Annotated in this window: 12 protein-coding genes; 3 read left to right on the top strand and 9 right to left on the bottom strand. The window is 74.8% G+C overall.

Annotated features, from left to right (window positions below; genetic code table 11):
• Positions 1-122: 122 nt before the first annotated feature.
• Positions 123-1,586: a protoporphyrinogen oxidase gene (gene hemG / locus ABEA81_RS36420; protein ID WP_345611640.1), complete on the bottom strand. Its 1,464-nt coding sequence runs from the start codon at positions 1,584-1,586 to the stop codon at positions 123-125.
• Positions 1,583-2,650, bottom strand: coding sequence for a uroporphyrinogen decarboxylase (hemE, locus tag ABEA81_RS36415; RefSeq protein WP_345611638.1), 1,068 nt, complete (start codon positions 2,648-2,650; stop codon positions 1,583-1,585). The genes hemG and hemE overlap by 4 nt, the downstream gene beginning before the upstream one ends.
• Positions 2,651-2,777: 127 nt before the next feature.
• Between hemE and ABEA81_RS36410 the strand changes: the two genes are divergently transcribed.
• The 3 genes from ABEA81_RS36410 (at position 2,778) to ABEA81_RS36400 (ending at position 5,575) form a co-directional block, all read left to right on the top strand.
• Positions 2,778-3,350 carry a DUF3000 domain-containing protein gene (locus tag ABEA81_RS36410; RefSeq protein ID WP_345611636.1) on the top strand — a complete coding sequence of 191 codons (573 nt, stop codon included), beginning with the start codon at positions 2,778-2,780 and terminating at the stop codon, positions 3,348-3,350.
• A 270-nt stretch (positions 3,351-3,620) separates the two neighbouring features.
• Positions 3,621-4,352, top strand: a complete 732-nt coding sequence (locus tag ABEA81_RS36405) for a LuxR C-terminal-related transcriptional regulator (RefSeq protein ID WP_379590190.1) — start codon at positions 3,621-3,623, stop codon at positions 4,350-4,352.
• The gene (locus ABEA81_RS36400) at positions 4,349-5,575 is read left to right on the top strand and encodes an HRDC domain-containing protein (RefSeq protein WP_345611648.1); all 1,227 of its coding nucleotides are present in this window, start codon (positions 4,349-4,351) and stop codon (positions 5,573-5,575) included. The genes ABEA81_RS36405 and ABEA81_RS36400 overlap by 4 nt, the downstream gene beginning before the upstream one ends.
• A 77-nt stretch (positions 5,576-5,652) precedes the next feature.
• Here the strand turns inward: ABEA81_RS36400 and ABEA81_RS36395 are convergent, their stop codons facing one another.
• The 7 genes from ABEA81_RS36395 to ABEA81_RS36365 form a co-directional block, all read right to left on the bottom strand.
• Positions 5,653-6,789: a sensor histidine kinase gene (locus tag ABEA81_RS36395; protein ID WP_425570805.1), complete on the bottom strand. Its 1,137-nt coding sequence runs from the start codon at positions 6,787-6,789 to the stop codon at positions 5,653-5,655.
• Positions 6,790-6,898: 109 nt separating this feature from the next.
• Entirely contained in the window at positions 6,899-7,564 is a 666-nt protein-coding gene (locus ABEA81_RS36390) for a response regulator transcription factor (RefSeq protein ID WP_345611634.1), read from the bottom strand.
• Positions 7,564-9,498: a 1-deoxy-D-xylulose-5-phosphate synthase gene (dxs, locus tag ABEA81_RS36385; protein WP_345611632.1), complete on the bottom strand. Its 1,935-nt coding sequence runs from the start codon at positions 9,496-9,498 to the stop codon at positions 7,564-7,566. Before dxs ends, ABEA81_RS36390 begins: the two co-directional genes overlap by 1 nt.
• A gap of 221 nt (positions 9,499-9,719) precedes the next feature.
• Positions 9,720-11,054 carry a sensor domain-containing diguanylate cyclase gene (locus tag ABEA81_RS36380; protein ID WP_345611631.1) on the bottom strand — a complete coding sequence of 445 codons (1,335 nt, stop codon included), beginning with the start codon at positions 11,052-11,054 and terminating at the stop codon, positions 9,720-9,722.
• A 118-nt stretch (positions 11,055-11,172) separates the two neighbouring features.
• Positions 11,173-12,432 carry a GGDEF domain-containing protein gene (locus ABEA81_RS36375; protein ID WP_345611630.1) on the bottom strand — a complete coding sequence of 420 codons (1,260 nt, stop codon included), beginning with the start codon at positions 12,430-12,432 and terminating at the stop codon, positions 11,173-11,175.
• Positions 12,433-12,913: 481 nt separating this feature from the next.
• Positions 12,914-14,299 (bottom strand): GGDEF domain-containing protein, encoded by a 1,386-nt coding sequence (locus ABEA81_RS36370; RefSeq protein ID WP_345611628.1) that lies wholly within the window; start codon positions 14,297-14,299, stop codon positions 12,914-12,916.
• A 53-nt stretch (positions 14,300-14,352) separates the two neighbouring features.
• A complete protein-coding gene (locus ABEA81_RS36365; protein WP_345611626.1) occupies positions 14,353-15,690 on the bottom strand; it encodes a GGDEF domain-containing protein in 1,338 nt (445 codons plus the stop codon).
• Positions 15,691-16,055: the final 365 nt, after the last annotated feature.

Genomic DNA, 16,055 nt, shown 5'->3' with positions numbered 1-16,055 from the left:
CCAGGTTCTCGCTGCGTGTGCCGGGCGGCGGCCCTCGTACCGGGCGTACTCGGGACGTCGGCCGGTGCGCGCAGCGTGGGGCTGGGCCGCCGAATTATTCGGCGGACTTCCGGCGGGGGGCACTAGCGTGCGAGTGGGCCGCCCGACCCGCGAGCTCCGGACGCGGCCAGCGCGGCGGCCACCCGCTCGGCGGCCGCCCGGCCGGTGGAGATGCACGCCGGGACGCCGACGCCGTGCAGCGCCGAGCCGGCCACCGCGACGCCGGCGGGCAGGCCCTCCTCGATCGCCCGGACCCGGTCCGGATGGCCCACGCCGTACTGGGGCAGCCCGCCGCCCCACCGCTGCACGTGCGTGGCCACCGGCGCGGCGGTGATCCCGGTGAGCGCGGCCAGGTCGCTCCGGGCGCGGGCGACGAGCTCGGCGTCGTCCACCTGGAGGGTGGCGGCCTCGCCGAAGCGCCCCAGCGACGCCCGCAGCCGCACCAGCCCGCCGTCCGCGAGGTGCGCCCACTTGTTCGAGGAATGGGTGAACGCCTTGACCGCCAGTGGCTCGTCCGCCGCCACGAGCACGCCCGACGTGGGCGGCAGCGCCGCCGCGTCCTCGGCCCGGAAGGCCAGCGCGACCACGGCGGAGGACGCGAGCTCGATCTCCCCCGCCGCGCCCGCCGCCGCCGGGGCGGCGGCGGACAGGAGGCGGCCCGCCGCCGGGGCCGGGACGGCGAGCACGACCGCGTCCACGTCGAGCGCCTCGGGCGCGGTGGTGGGCCCGAGCACGAGCCGCCATCCCCCCTCCCGGCGCTGCAGCTCCCGCACGGTGGTGCGCAGCCGCACGCGCGCCCCGGAGGCCGCGGCGAGGGCGTCGAGCAGCACCCGGTAGCCGCCGCGCACGGCACCGAACACGGGTCCCCCGCTCCTGGCTTCGCCCGCACCCACGTCGCGGCTCGCCGGTGGCGCCGCGGCCCGGTCGGCGGCGGCGGTCAGCGACGGGGCGCCCGCGTCGAGGGACGCGGCGAGGGTGGGCACGGTGGCCCGCAGGCCGAGCGCGTCGACGCGGCCCGCGTAGACGCCGCCGAGGAGCGGGTCGGCGAGCCGGTCGGCGACCTCGTCCCCGAAGCGGGCGCGCAGCAGCCCGCCGAGCGCCACGTCGCCGCCCGGCTCCCACGACAGCGGCCGGCGCGGCTCGGCGGCGACCGCCGCGAGCCCGTCGTCGGACAGCAGCCCGTCGAGCCGGGCGGTGCTGGTGGGGACGCCGAGGAGGGTGCCGGCAGGCAGCGGCCCGGTGCGGCCTGCCGCCCGGACCGACGCGGCGGCCCCCGTCGGGTGCACCAGCGCGCCGGTCAGCCCGAGCTCGGCGAGCAGCGCGGACACCTCCGGCCTGCGGACGAGGAAGGCCTCGGCCCCGACGTCGAAGGGCACCCCGGCGAGGTCGACGGTGTGCAGCACGCCGCCGACGCGGTCGCGCTGCTCGAGCACCTCGATGCGGGCGTCCGGGCCGAGGAGCGAACGCAACCGGTGTGCCGCGGCGAGCCCCGAGATCCCGCCGCCGACGACGGCGACGGTGGCGGTGGCGGTGGCGCGCCCGGTCACGGCTGCAGCGTGTGCACCAGCTCGACGAGCCGGGTGAGGACGTCGGGGTCGGTGTCCGGCAGCACGCCGTGCCCGAGGTTGAACACGTGCCCCGGCGCGAGCCTGCCCTCCTCGACGATCCGCCGGGCCTCGGCCTCGACGGACGCCCGGTCGGCGAACAGCACGGCCGGGTCGAGGTTGCCCTGCACCGCCACGCGGCCGCCGGTGCGGCGCGCGGCCTCGTGCAGCGGCACGCGCCAGTCGACGCCCACGACGTCGGCGCCCGCCTCGGCCATCGCGCCGAGCAGCTCACCGGTGCCCACCCCGAAGTGGATGCGCGGCACGCCGGCGCCCGCGACGCTCGACAGCGCCCGGGCGGAGTGCGGCAGGACGTACTCGCGGTAGTCGCGCTCGGACAGCGCCCCCGCCCACGAGTCGAACAGCTGCACGGCGTCGACGCCCGCCGCCACCTGCGCGCGCAGGAACGTGCCGGCGATCTCGGCGAGTCTGCCCATGAGCGCGTGCCACACGTCGGGTGCCGACCGCATCAGCGCCTTGGTGTGCTCGTGGTTGCGGCTGGGCCCGCCCTCGACGAGGTAGGACGCGAGCGTGAAGGGTGCGCCCGCGAACCCGATCAACGGGGTGTCACCCAGCTCGGGGATCAGCAGGCCGATCGCGTCGGTGACCGGGGCGATCTGCCCGGCGTGCAGCGGCGGGATCCGCTCGACGTCGGCCATCGTGCGCACCGGGTGGGCGACGACGGGCCCGGTGCCGGCCACGATGTCCACCGCCACCCCTGCCGCGTAGAGCGGCACCACGATGTCGCTGAACAGGATCGCGGCGTCCACCCCGTGCCTGCGCACCGGCTGGAGCGTGATCTCGCAGGTGAGATCCGGCGTGAGGCAGGCCTGGAGGATGCCGGCGCCGGCCGCCCGCAGCGCCCGGTACTCCGGCAGCGAGCGCCCGGCCTGGCGCATGAACCACACCGGCAGGCGGCTCGGGCGGTCCCCGCGCGCGGCCGCGAGGAACGGGGACGCGGGCAGGTGCCGCCGCGGGTGGACGTCGGAGGCGGGCACAACACTCATGATCCCGCCATCATCCCACGCCCCACCACCGCGTCACCGCCGGGCGGCCGTCGTCCCACGTCCGGGTTGTCTGATGTGCGGCGCGCCTAGGCTGCGGATCACCGAGAGCGACCTAGAGTCCTCGCTCGTGTCCGACGCGCCCGCCCCACCACAGGAGTTCCAGCAGGCCGTCGCCTCGCTGCGCGCCGTGCGGCCGCGCCCCGAACTCCTGCTCTCCCCGCTCGACGCTCCGCCCCGCCTCGCGCCCTTCACATGGGCGTTCAGCGTGGAGACGGTGACCGAGGACCCGGACGCCACGGAGCCGGACACCAGCGGCCGGCTCATCCTGCTGCACGACCCCGCCGGCCAGGACGCCTGGGAGGGCACCTTCCGGCTCGTGTGCTTCGTGCAGGCGCGACTGGAGCCCGAACAGCTCGGCGACGAGATGCTCCCGGTCGTCGGCTGGTCCTGGCTGACCGAGGCCCTCGAGCAGGCCGGCGCCGAGCACGTCGCGCTCGGCGGCACCGTCACGCAGACGTCCTCCGTGCGGTTCGGCGACATCGCCGGGCCACGCCGCGACGACGACGTGGAGCTGCGCGCGTCGTGGACCCCGGTGGGCGCCGACCTGTCGCGACACGCCGAAGCGTTCTGCGCTCTGGTGTCGTCCGCGGCCGGCCTGCCACCCGTCGGTGTGCTTCCTCTGGCAACTCGTCGAGTCTGAAACCGGATGCCTCCACGATGGGGTGATCCGCGGGCTCACCAGCGCTTTCGATGCTCCCAGTGATCAAAATCCTCACCCGGACGAGTGGATGGGCATCGACAACGCTGTAACTTTCACCCAGAGAAGTTCGATCCGATACACGACGTTAGACCGCTTGGGGGGCTACGCTTCCTCCACGACACCTCCTCGGGCGGTCGGGCGAGTAGTTCCATCCGACCGGGGGTCTGGTGCCGGTCGGGGGGCAACGACCGACTCCAGGGAGGTAGTGACGTGGCCGTTGTGGGCCAGGGCGCGCCGGTGCGCGGCGCTGCGGGACACCCACCCGCGCATGCCGTGCTGTCGCCCGCGATGGTCCCGCACCCGCGGGAAGAGCTGTTCTCGGTGCTGGTGGTCGACGACCACCCACTGCTGCGCGAGGCGATCGCCGCCCGGCTGCGCTCGATGGGTGCGGGCACGGTGTACGAGGCCGCATCGGTTGCGGAGGCGCGCGCTCGTGCGCACGCCAACGGGCCGTGCGACCTGGCGATCCTCGATCTGGGCTTACCGGACGGCAGTGGGCTGGACCTCGTCACCGAGCTGCGGTCGCTGGGCTGGAACCGCCTCGTCGTGCTCGCCTCGTCGGACGACCCGTACGCGGTGCGTTCGGCGTTCCAGGCGGGCGCGCAGGCGTACCTGCTCAAGTCGGCGTCGGCGGCGATCGTCACCGACGGCGTCAAGCGGGTGCTGGACGGCGGGGTGTACGCCGACCCCACCGTCGCGCCGCTGCTCGCCACCGGCACCCGGGTGCCGGGCACGGACAACACCCCGCGCGAGCTCTCGGCGCGCGAGGTCGAGGTCCTGCAGCTCGTGGCGGACGGGCAGTCCAACAAGGAGATCGGCGAGGCGCTGAGCCTTTCGGCCCTCACCGTGAAGAGCCACCTGTCGCGCATCGGGCGCAAGCTCGGCACAGGTGACCGCGCCCAGATGGTCGCGCTCGCGATGCGTGCCGGGGTCATCCGCTGACAGAAGAAGCACTCCCAGGCGAAGACCCGGACACCCGGACGCCGGTTCCGCTGCTGCGACCGGCCGACGGGCTGCCTCCGGTCGTCGCCGGCCGAACCGCGCTCGACCACACCGCCGCCGCCATCGCGGGCGGCAGCGGGCCCATCGCCGTGGACGCCGAACGGGCGTCCGGGTTCCGGTACTCGCAGCGCGCCTACCTCGTCCAGTTGCGGCGGGATGGCGCGGGCACGGCCCTGATCGACCCGATCCCCCTCGGCAGCGACCTCTCGCCGCTGGCACCCGCGCTCACCGGCCCCGAGTGGGTGCTGCACGCGGCCAGCCAGGACCTCCCCTGCCTCGCCGAGGTGGGGCTCGCGCCGTCGCGGCTGTTCGACACCGAGCTGGCCGCCCGGCTCGCCGGGTTTCCCCGCGTCGGTCTCGGCCCGCTGGTCGAGCAGCTGCTGGGGCTGTCCCTGGAGAAGGGGCACGGCGCCGCCGACTGGTCCCGCCGCCCGCTGCCAGAGGACTGGCTGGTCTACGCCGCGCTCGACGTCGAGGTGCTCGTCGAGCTGCGGGACATCCTCGCCCGCGAGCTGGCCGACCAGGGCAAGCTCGAGTGGGCGACCCAGGAGTTCGAGGCCGTCCGCACCGCCCCGCCGCCTGCGCCCCGCGCCGAGCCGTGGCGGCGGCTGTCCGGGGTCCACAAGCTGCGCAAGCCGCGACTGCTGGCCGCCGCCCGCGCGCTCTGGGAGGCCCGTGACCGGCTCGCCGCCGAGCGCGACATCGCTCCGGGACGGGTGCTGCCGGACAGCGCGATCGTCGCGGCGGCCGCCGCCGAGCCCGCATCGGCGCAGGCCCTCGCCGGCATGCCGACCTTCCGCGGCCGCGCCCAGCGGCGCCTCACGTCGTACTGGTTCGGGGCACTGGAGAAGGCGTACGCGCTCGACCCCGCCGAGTACCCCCGCTCCGCCCCGCCCACCGACGGGCCGCCGCCGGTCTCCCGCTGGAGCGACCGCGACCCGGACGCCGCCACCCGCCTCGCGGCCGCCCGCGCCACGGTGGCCGGGGTGAGCGAGCAGTGGCGCGTCCCGGTGGAGAACCTGCTGCAGCCCGACCTGCTGCGCCGCCTGTGCTGGAGCCCGCCCGCCGACGGCGATGTCCGCGCCGCCCTGCGCGCCGGCGGTGCGAGGGAATGGCAGATCGACCTCCTGGCGGCCGACCTGGAGAAGGCCCTGACCTCCTGACCATCACACACCAACGGTGCTGCTCACACACCGGCTGCAGTTCATGTGCCGGCACCGCGGTTGGTGTGTGACCGCCCTCAGCGCGCCGGGAGCTCCACCGTCACCGTGAGGCCCCCGCCCGGCACCGGCTCGGCCCGGACGCGGCCGCCGTGCGCCTGCACGACGGCTCGGACGATCGAGAGCCCCAGCCCGGAGCCGGGGGTGTCGGCCGTGCGGGCCACGGGGCCGCGGCGGAAGGGCTCGAACAGCTCGGCGACGCGGTCGCCCGGTATCTCCGCGCCGCTGGAGGACACCTGCAGCCTGGCCGTGCCGTCGACCGCGCCGCTGCACACCTCCAGCCAGCCACCGGTCACGTTGTGCCGCACGGCGTTCTCGACGAGGTTGCCTGCGACGCGTTCCAGCAGCACCGGGTCGCCGCGGGTCGGGGCCGGGGCGGTCTGGACCTGGATGCGCAACCCGCGCCGGCCCGCCTCCGCCCGCACGGCCGCGAGCGCCGGCACCACGACGTCGGCCAGGTCGACGGGACTCACCTCGGCGAGCTCTGCGGCCTCGGTGCGGGCGAGCAGCAGCAGGCCGGCGATGAGGTCGTCGGCGCGGCGCGTGGCCTCGCGCACGACGGCCGCCATCCGGCGCAGCTCCGCCTCGTCGGCGTCCGGGTCGGAGAGGGTGACGTCGACCTCGGTGCGCAGCACCGACAGCGGCGTGCGCAGCTCGTGGCTCGCGTTCGCGACGAACCGGCGCTGGGCGTCGAACGCCGCCTGCAGCCGGTCGAGCATCGCGTCGAAGCCCGCCGCCAGCTCCGCGACCTCGCCGCGGGCGTCGCGCAGGCCGATGCGCGTCGTGTCCAGGGACTCGACGGTGAGGCGCCGCGCCGTGGCCGTGACGGCGTGCAGCGGCCCGAGCACGCGCCCGACGAGCACCCAGGACACCACCGCCGCGGCGGCGACCACGAGCGGGAACGCGATCAGGCCGGCCCGGAGAACGTCGGCGCGGGCGGCGGCGCCGATGGCCTCGTTGAGCCGCTCGGCGGGCACGCTCACGTTCCCCACGCGGACCGTGGTGCCCGGCGGCAGCGACGGCACGCTGCGCGCCACGCCGCCGACGAGCAGCCACCCGAGCCACAGCAGCAGCGCGCTGACGAGCGCGACCACGGCCGTGCAGACGAGCGTGAGCCGCGGCCGCAGCCCCACCCCCCGGCGGCGGGGCACCCGCACGGGTTCGGGTGGCGGCGGCACCGGTGGGACCGCCTGTGGAGGCGGCCGGCCCGCGGTGCGGGTCGGGGACGGCGCGGGCTCGGCCACGGTCGGCGTCCCTCCTCGTGCCCTATCCGGCGGCGGGCACCCGGTAGCCGGCGCCGACCACCGTCTCGATGACCCCGGGTTCGCCGAGCTTCTTGCGCAGGGTCATCACGGTGACCCGCACGGTGGTGGTGAACGGGTCGGCGTTCTCGTCCCAGACCCGCTCCAGGAGCTCCTCGCTGCTCACCACGGCGCCGCCCGCGGCGAGCAGCACCTCCAGCACCCCGAACTCCTTGCGGGTGAGCTCGACGGGCCGGTCGGCGCGGTGCACCGTGCGCCGGGCCGGGTCGAGCGCGACGTCACCCGCCACGAGCAGCGGCGGCACGGCCGGGGTGGCCCGGCGACCGAGCGCCCGGCAGCGCGCCACGAGCTCGGGGAAGTCGAACGGCTTGGCGAGGTAGTCGTCGGCGCCGCGGGACAGGCCGTCGACCTTGTCGGCGAGCGTGCCGCTGGCCGTCAGCATCAGCACCCGGGTGGTGGACCCCGCGGCGACGATCTCGGCACACAGCCGGTCGCCGGACATGCCCGGCAGGTCGCGGTCCAGCACCACCACGTCGTAACGCGTGATCACCGACTTCTCGTGGCCGGTGTCGCCGTCGTACGCGACGTCGACGGCCATGCCCTCCCGGCGCAGGCCGCGCGCCACGGCGTCGGCCAGCGCCCGCTCGTCCTCGACGACCAGCACCCGCATCAGCGCGCCTCCTCCGACGCTGCGGGTTCCGCCGCGATGGACGCCCCGGAGGGCAGGGCGGCCGCCCACTCGGTGACGCGGCGGGCCACGTCCTGCGCGGTGAGCCCGGCGGCGTGGAGCACGTCGGCGCGGCTGCCGTGGTCGAGGAACCGTTGTGGTAGCGCGAGATCGCGCAGCGGGACGTCGCACTCCGCGTCGCGCAGCGCGGCGGCGAGCGCGGACCCGAAACCACCGTGACGGCCGCAGTCGCTGACGGTGACGACGAGCCGGTGGGCACGGGCGAGGCCGACGAGCGCGCCCGGCACCGGCAGCACCCACCTCGGGTCGACGACGGTGACCGAGACGCCCTGCTGCTCCAGCCGCTGGGCCGCCGCGACCCCGAGCTCCCCGAACGCGCCGGCACAGGCCAGCAGCACCGACGGCTCGCCGGAACCGTTGCGCGCGGGCTCGTGGAGCACGTCGACACCGCCGACGCGGCGCACGGCCGGCACCGACTCGATTACCGCGCCCTTCGGGAAGCGGATCGCGGTCGGGCCGTCCTCGACCGCAACGGCCTCAACCAGCTCCTCGCGCAGCGTGGCGGCGTCGCGCGGCGCGGCCACGCGCATCCCGGGCACGATGCCGAGCAGCGACAGGTCCCACATCCCGTTGTGCGACGGGCCGTCGTTGCCGGTGACACCGGCGCGGTCGAGCACCAGCGTGACGCCCTTGCGGTGCAGGGCCACGTCCATCAGGAGCTGGTCGAACGCCCGGTTGAGGAACGTGGAGTAGACGGCGACGACCGGGTGCATCCCGCTCATCGCCAGGCCGGCCGCGGAGGTGAGCGCGTGCTGCTCGGCGATGCCGACGTCGATGCAGCGCTCCGGGAACGCCCGCGCGAACGGCGCGAGGCCGGTGGGGCCGAGCATCGCCGCCGTGATCGCCACGATGTCGGGCCTGCCGGCCCCGAGCGCCACGAGCTCCTGCGAGAACACGCTCGTCCAGCCGACGGACGGCGGCGCCGTCGGCTGCCCGGTCTCCGGGTCGAAGGCCGGCGGGCTGTGCATCTGCTCGGCCTCGTCGTTCTCGGCGGGCGAGTAGCCGCGGCCCTTCCGGGTGACGGCGTGCACGATCACCGGTCCGCCGAAGTGCCTGGCCCTCCGCAGCGCGGACTCCATCGCGACGATGTCGTGCCCGTCGACGGGCCCGAAGTACTTCAGGCCGAGGTCGGAGAACAGCTCCTGGGGGCTGAGCGCGTCCTTCATCCCCGCCTTGAGCGCGTGGAGCCCGGCGTAGATCGGCGCGCCCACCACCGGGGTGCGCGACAGCGCCTGCTTACCGGCCTCCAGGACCCGCTCGTAGCCGGGCTGCAGCCGCAGCGTGGCGAGCCGGTCGGCGAGGCCACCGATCGTGGGGGCGTAGGAGCGGCCGTTGTCGTTGACGACTATGACGACGTTGCGGTCCTTGCCCGCCGCGATGTTGTTGAGCGCCTCCCAGGCCATCCCCCCGGTGAGGGCGCCGTCGCCGATCACCGCGACGACGTGGCGGTGCTGGCCCGTGAGCGCGTAACCGCGCGCGAGGCCGTCGGCCCACGACAGCGACGTGGACGCGTGGCTGTTCTCGACGTGGTCGTGCTCGCTCTCCGCACGGCTCGGGTAGCCCGACAGCCCCCCGGTCTTCTTCAGCGACTCCCAGCCGTCGTGGCGGCCCGTGAGCATCTTGTGGACGTACGCCTGGTGCCCCGTGTCCCAGATCAGCGTGTCGCGGGGTGAGTCGAAGACCCGGTGCAGCGCGATCGTCAGCTCGACCACGCCCAGGTTGGGGCCGAGGTGCCCGCCGGTGCGCGACACCGACGCCACCAGCTCCTTGCGGATCTCGGCGGCCAGGGCCGGGAGATCGTCGGGTCCCAGCCGTTTCAGGTCGGCCGGGCCACGGACGGATCGCAACACGGTCACCGGGCCAGCTTACGGAAGCTCGAGGATCTCGCGCGCCCGCACGCGGGCGACCGCCGATCGTTGCGAGATCGCGCTCAGCGGCCCGGGTGGGGCGATCCGGCCGATATCGGACGGATCGCTCGACGAGCCCCGCCGTCATGATCAGCGGTTCGATCACGTCCGCCTGCGCGGCGCCACCGGAGGCCCCTCCGGACCGACGGACCGCAGCCCGCCGGCGCCCGCTACCCCGCCGCCGTCCGCGGCTCTGGGATCTGCACCGGACCCGCGATCCGCACCAGGTTGCGCCCTCCGCGCTTGGCCGCGTAGAGCGAGGCATCGGCGACCTTCAGCACGTGGTCGAGCGTCGTGCCGTCGGCGGGCACCGAGGCGCCGCCGACCGAGACGGTGAGGCCGCTGATGGTGAGGTTGCCGTCGGGCGTGCAGACGGGGACGTCGAGCTCGGCGACGAGCCGCCGCAGCCGTTCGGCCACCGCGCGCACCTCGGCCCGGCCGGTCGCGCCCGACGGCAGGTCGGCCAGCAGCACCACGAACTCCTCGCCGCCGAACCGGCCGACGAAGTCGTTCTCGCGCACCCCCGCCCGCAGCTGCGCGGCCACTGCGGCCAGCACCTCGTCGCCCGCGAGGTGCCCGTGCGCGTCGTTGACCAGCTTGAAGTGGTCGAGGTCGAGGATGAGCACGGCGGCCGCGCCGTTGGCCCGCTGGGCCCGGCGCACCGCGCGCCCCGCCTCGGCCTGCCAGGCGGCGGAGTTGAGCAGGCCGGTCTTCGCGTCGGTGCTCGCCACCTCCTCGAGCTGGCGCACCAGCACGGCGCGGTGCAGCACGAGGATCGGCGGCAGCACGAGCGCCACCAGCCACGGCGTCGACCCGATCACGACGGCGGCGAGCCCGCCCATGCAGAGCGTGGCCACCTCGAGGGCGTTGTCGTCGAGGCGCCCGACGAGTGCACGCACGCCGGGCCACTCGTTCGTGAGGGCGATGACGCCGGCGACGAGGAGGGTGTTGACGACGACGTACAGCAGCACGGCCACCGCGATGCCTGCGACGCCCGCGACGTCGTCGGGGGTGGCGGGCAGCCCGCCGGCCTGTTCCACGGCGGCGTGCGCCGCGCCCGCGGCGAGCACCACGGTGGCGGTCGTGTAGAGGTGCCGGTGCAGGGGCACCTTCGCGGGTCGCCAGACCCGCTGCCACAGGTGCAGGTAGACGGCCGCGATCACGCCTGCCGCGAGCGCGGGCGGGAGCAGGAGCGCCGCGGCGAACGTCCAGACCGAGCTGAGATCGAAGTACGAGGTCTCCGCGGCCCGGCGCCGGATCCGCTCGATGCCGGTGGCGAGCTCGGTGTGCACGACGCTCAGGAACGTCAGGAACGCCGCCAGCGCCAGTGCCTCGCCGGTGAACGCCGCGCCTGCCGGGCTCCCGAGGTGCGTGGCCACGGACGCCACGGCCGTGGCCTCGACGACGAGGACCAGTGCGACCGCCCTGCTCGGCAGCCGCCACAGCTCCCATCCGGCGGGGTCGGGGTGGCCCGCCGGGCTGTGCGCGTGTGACGGCTCCTCCACGCCCGCCCCCTCCCCTTGCCGCGACCGCCAGGTGCCTGACGGCGAGGCTAGTGAGGCGGGATCGGCATGTCAGGAGGACTGAGATCGCACATGGGGGTGGTCCTCCGCTCCCGCACCGTCACTCTCCGTGCATCACCCATCCACCGCCGGGCGGCGACTCACCGCCGTGGCGGGACGCGACCGGGGACACCGCCCCGGGCAGTGTCCCTGTGCGCACGACGTTGCGGCCCGCCCGCTTGGCCGCGTACAGCGCGGTGTCCGCGACCTGGAGCAGGGTGCGCAGGTCGGCACCCTCGGCGGGTGCGACCGCCACGCCGATCGAGACGGTGAGCCCGGAGACGCTGAGCGGGCCGTCCGGCGTGGGGATCTCCACCCGGAGCGCGGCCACCCGGCTGCGGATCCGCTCCGCCACCGCCTCCAGCTCGACGGACGCGCCCGCCGCCGGGCCGGCGAGCAGCACCACGAACTCCTCACCGCCGAAGCGCCCGACGAGGTCGCGCTCGCGGACCTCGGCGCGCAGCGCTCCGGCCACGGCGGCGAGCACCTGGTCGCCCACGAGGTGGCCGTGGGTGTCGTTGACGGACTTGAAGTGGTCGAGGTCCAGCACCAGCACCCCGCGTGGACCCGCGGAGCGGTCGCTGCGCCGCAGCAGCCGTTCCGCCTGCGCGTGCCACGCCACGGCGTTCAGCAGGCCGGTCTTGCCGTCGATGCTCGCGGCCTCCTCCAGGTGCCGCACGAGCACGGCCCGGTGCAGCACCACGAGCGGCGGGAGGGCGAGCAGCACGAGCCACGGGTTGACGACCAGGGCCACCGCCGTGAGCGCGCCGAGCGAGAGCGTGGCGAACTCGAGGAGGTTGTCGTCCCAGCGGCCGAGCACGCGGGCCAGGTCGGGCTGCGGGGCGCTCATCGCGATGGCGCCGGCGACGAGCCCGGTGTTGATCGTGGTGTAGACGCACGACCCGAGCACGATGCCCGGGATGCCGGCGGCCGTCAGCGGCTCCGGCCCCGCGCCGAGGTAACCGACGACGGCCGCGGCGCCCAGGCACGCCAGCACGATCGTGGCCGCGCTGTAGACGCTGCGGTAGAGCGGCACGCGGGGGCGTCCGGTGCGCGCCCACACGTGCAGGTGCACCAGGACCGCCACGCCCGCCGCGCATGCGGGCGGCAGAACGAGCGCGCCCGCGAACGTCCAGACCGAGCTGAGGTTGGCGTGGTTGCCGACCATCACGCGCCTGCGGAGCCGCTCGACGCCGATCGCGGCCTCCGTGTGCAGGATCCCCAGCCCGGCGAGCATCGCGGTCTGCACCAGCTGGACGGTGCCCGGCCCCGGTGTGCGCACCGCGGCCGCGACCACCAGCCCGATCGCCGTGGCCTCCACGACGAGCACGGAAACCGCGAGCCGGTGCGACAACTCCCACAGCGACCACCGCCGAACCGACCACGCACGGGCCGCCGGAGGAGCTCCCTCGGGATGTGCGGACATCAGCCCTCTCGGTCGATCCTGGGCGTCAGTACCGAGCGTAGTGGAGCACCCTCGCCATGTCACCCACACGGGCTGTCGATCGGCCGGAACCGTGACACAGTGAGACGAGGTGATGGCGCGATCGCACTTTCCGCCATCTCGCGGCGCAACTGCCTACCCGAATGCAGTATCCACCTGCAGCGTCCGGACCGACGTTCCGAACGCGATCACGAATAGCGCGGGCGCCGGAATTCGCTCACCCGTCCATTGACGACCGGATCGGGAAAGGAGGGCACGCGATGCGCAACCGGGATTGGACCTGATCGATGCCGCGCCCACCGGCAGGTCGCCGGGTGTGGGGCGGGCGCCGGCACGGCCCGCGCCGCACACCCGGCGATCAGTCCTCCGACCGCGCACCTTCCGGCACCCGCGCTCCGCGGCCCGCGGCCGGCACCGAGATCGAGTGGGCGGAGGGGGGCGCCGGAGACGTCACCGCGATCCGCACCGTGTTGCGGCCTGCCCGCTTGGCCTCGTAGAGGGCGGTGTCCGCGGTCTGCAACAGCGCGGCGAGGTCGCTGCCGCCCGCGGCGGCCACGGCCCCGCCGACCGAGACGGTCAGTCCGGCGATCACGAGGGGCCCCCGCGACGTCGCCACCTCGAGCCGCAGGTCGGCCACGTGCACCCGGATCCGCTCGGCGACCACCTCCAGCTCCACCGAGTCGAGCTCCACCGACCGGGTTCCGCAGGCCGCCCGCTTGGGCAGCACGACGAACTCCTCGCCGCCCATGCGGCCCACGAGGTCGGGCGCGCGCACCACCCGGCGCAGCGCGTCCGCCACCGCCGTCAGCACGCGGTCGCCGACGGCGTGCCCGTGCGTGTCGTTGACGGCCTTGAAGTGGTCGAGGTCGAGGATCAGCACGCCGCCTGCCCGCTCGGCACCGTCCGTGCCGGCCAGGACGCGTTCGGCCTCGGCCACCCAGGTGGCGGCGTTCAGCAGCCCGGTCTTGCCGTCCGTGCTGGCCGCCGCCTCCAGCGGGCGGATCAGCGCCGCCCTCAGCACGGCGTACAGCGGGAGCAGCATCAGCAGGAGCAGCGCGGGGTTCAGCGCGAGCACGATCGCGGCCAGCGCGCCCAGGCACAGCATGCCGAGCTCGAGGACGTTCTCGTCCGTCGGCCCGAACAGCGTGGTCGGGCCGGCGCGCGGGGTGCTGACGGCCACGACGGCGGCGATGAGCCCGGAGTTGACGGCCATGAACACGACGATCGCGGCGAGCAGCAGCCACAGCGGCCTCGGCGGCTCGCCCGCGGACTCGACGAGCGCGGCGGCGGCGATGCAGGCGAGCACCACGGTGGCCACGCTGAACAGCTGGCGGTGCAGCGGCACCCACTGGCGCCACGCCCGAGCCCACAGGTGCAGCAGGATGACCGCCGCCACCACCGCGGCGTCGGCACCCGGCAGCACCAGCGCTGCGGCGAACGTCCACACCGAGCTGAGGTCGATGTGGGAGGCACCGCCCAGCCGCCTGCGTTCCCGCTCCACGCCGACGGCGAGCTCGTTGTAGGCGATGCCCAGCACGCAGAGCACGGCCCCTGCCCCCAGCTCCGCCGCGGTCGGGGAAGGCCTGGTGAGGAGGTCGATCGCGAGCAACGCGGCCGCGGCCGCCTCGACGAGCAACACCGTGCCGAGCAGCAGGCGCGGCAGCCGCCACACCGGCCAGCGGTGCGGGGCGCGGCCACCGGCACGCGCCGGCCCACCGGAGAAGGACCCTCGCTCCGGCACCATCGTGCTCCCGGGGTGTGTCGGCGACAGTACGGAGCGTAATGCAGGACGGCGCGTCAGTCGCCTGCGTTGCTGCGGAGACCGGACGGCTCGATCGGGGGCGCCGGGTTCGTGCTCACGTTCACCGGCAGCAACGTGGGCCGGCTCGACGCCGCGGTGCCCACCCGCACCGCGTTGCGCCCGGCGCCCTTCGCCGCGTACAGCGCCCGGTCGGCGACCTCCAGGAGGTCCCGCAGCTCGGCGCCGCCGTCCGGCATGACGGCGCAGCCGACCGACACGCTCAGCCCGCGCACGGTCAGGGGCCCGTCCGGGGTGGGGATCTCGACGCGCAGGTCGGCGACCCGCCGGCGGATCCGCTCGGCCACCGACTCCAGCTCGGACGACCCCCGTCCGCCGAGCCCGGCCAGCATCACCACGAACTCCTCACCGCCGAAGCGCCCGACGAGGTCGCGCTCCCTGACCTCGTCCCGCAGGACGTCGGCGACGGCGGTCAGCACGTGGTCGCCCGCCAGGTGGCCGTGGGTGTCGTTGACGGCCTTGAAGTGGTCCAGGTCCAGCACCAGGACACCGGGCGGGCCGTCGCGGGGCTTGGTCCGGTGCAGCGCGCGCTCGGCCTGCACGTGCCACGCGGCGGCGTTGAGCAGCCCGGTCTTGCCGTCGAGGTTCGCGGCCTCCTCCAGCTGGCGGACGAGTACCGCGCGGTGCAGCACCAGTAGCGGCGGCAGGCAGAACAGCGCGAGCCACGGGTTGGTGAGGTACGCCATCGCGACGAGGGCGCCGAGCGAGAGGGTGGCGATCTCCAGCAGGTTCTCGCTCCACACGCCGACCATCTGCGAGAGCCGGGCGTGCGGGGTGCTGACGGCGATGGCGCCCGCCACCAGTGCACTGTTGATGGTCAGGAAGGCGAGCATCCCGAAGCAGAGCACCAACAAGGCGCGCGAGTCGAAGAGGCCGATCCGCTGTTGGGCGAAGACGTACGACATCAGCGACGACGCCGCGAACGCCGAGATCATCATCGTGGCGCTGTTGAACACCTGGCGGTACAGCGGCGCGCGCCGGAATCCGGCGCGGTACCAGATGTGGGAATGCACGAGGACCGTGACCGCGGCCGCATATCCGGGCGGTAGGAGTACCGCCGCCATGAAGAACCAGACCGAACCGAGGTCGACGTGCAGCTCCTCGCCGGTGATGCGGCGGCGCATCCGCTCGACGTCCCGCGCGATCTCGGTGTGGACCACGCCGAGCACGCAGATGAGGACCGCCGTGCGCACGTCGGGCGATTCCGGCACGGTGGTGAGGACACCGAAGACCAGCAGCGCGAGCGCGGTGAGCTCCACCGTGAACACCGGGGCGACGAGCCTGCGGGGCACCTCCCACAGGTCCCAGCCGGCCACCCAGCGTCGGACACGAGTGCTGGGTCCACGCCCGCCCGGGCGCGCTCCGGGTTCTGCTGACATCCGTACTTCCGCTCGACGCTGGAGGCACGAACCTAGTACAGCGGCCCGCCGGTGTCAGCCTTCCTGTCCGCTCCGTCACCGCAGGATCGCTCACCGCTGCTTTCGCCCACCGGATGGCGGCACGGGGTGGGCCGTTCGGAGCTACCGGCGTGGAGCAGAACGCCCAAGCTGAGCGATGGCGAGCACCATCCCTCGTCAGACATGCGACCGTGATTGACGCCGACCCGGCCAGGTGTCTTCACTCGGCCCACCCCACCCCACTCCACGCACAGAAAGGAACCCCCATGCGCGGCAAGAACTGG

The sequence above is a fragment of the Pseudonocardia adelaidensis genome, assembly GCF_039543345.1.
In the GTDB taxonomy this organism is placed as follows: Bacteria; Actinomycetota; Actinomycetes; order Mycobacteriales; family Pseudonocardiaceae; genus Pseudonocardia; species Pseudonocardia adelaidensis.
Note: the sequence above shows the minus strand (reverse complement) of the source record. Positions and strands in the feature narration are given on the sequence as shown.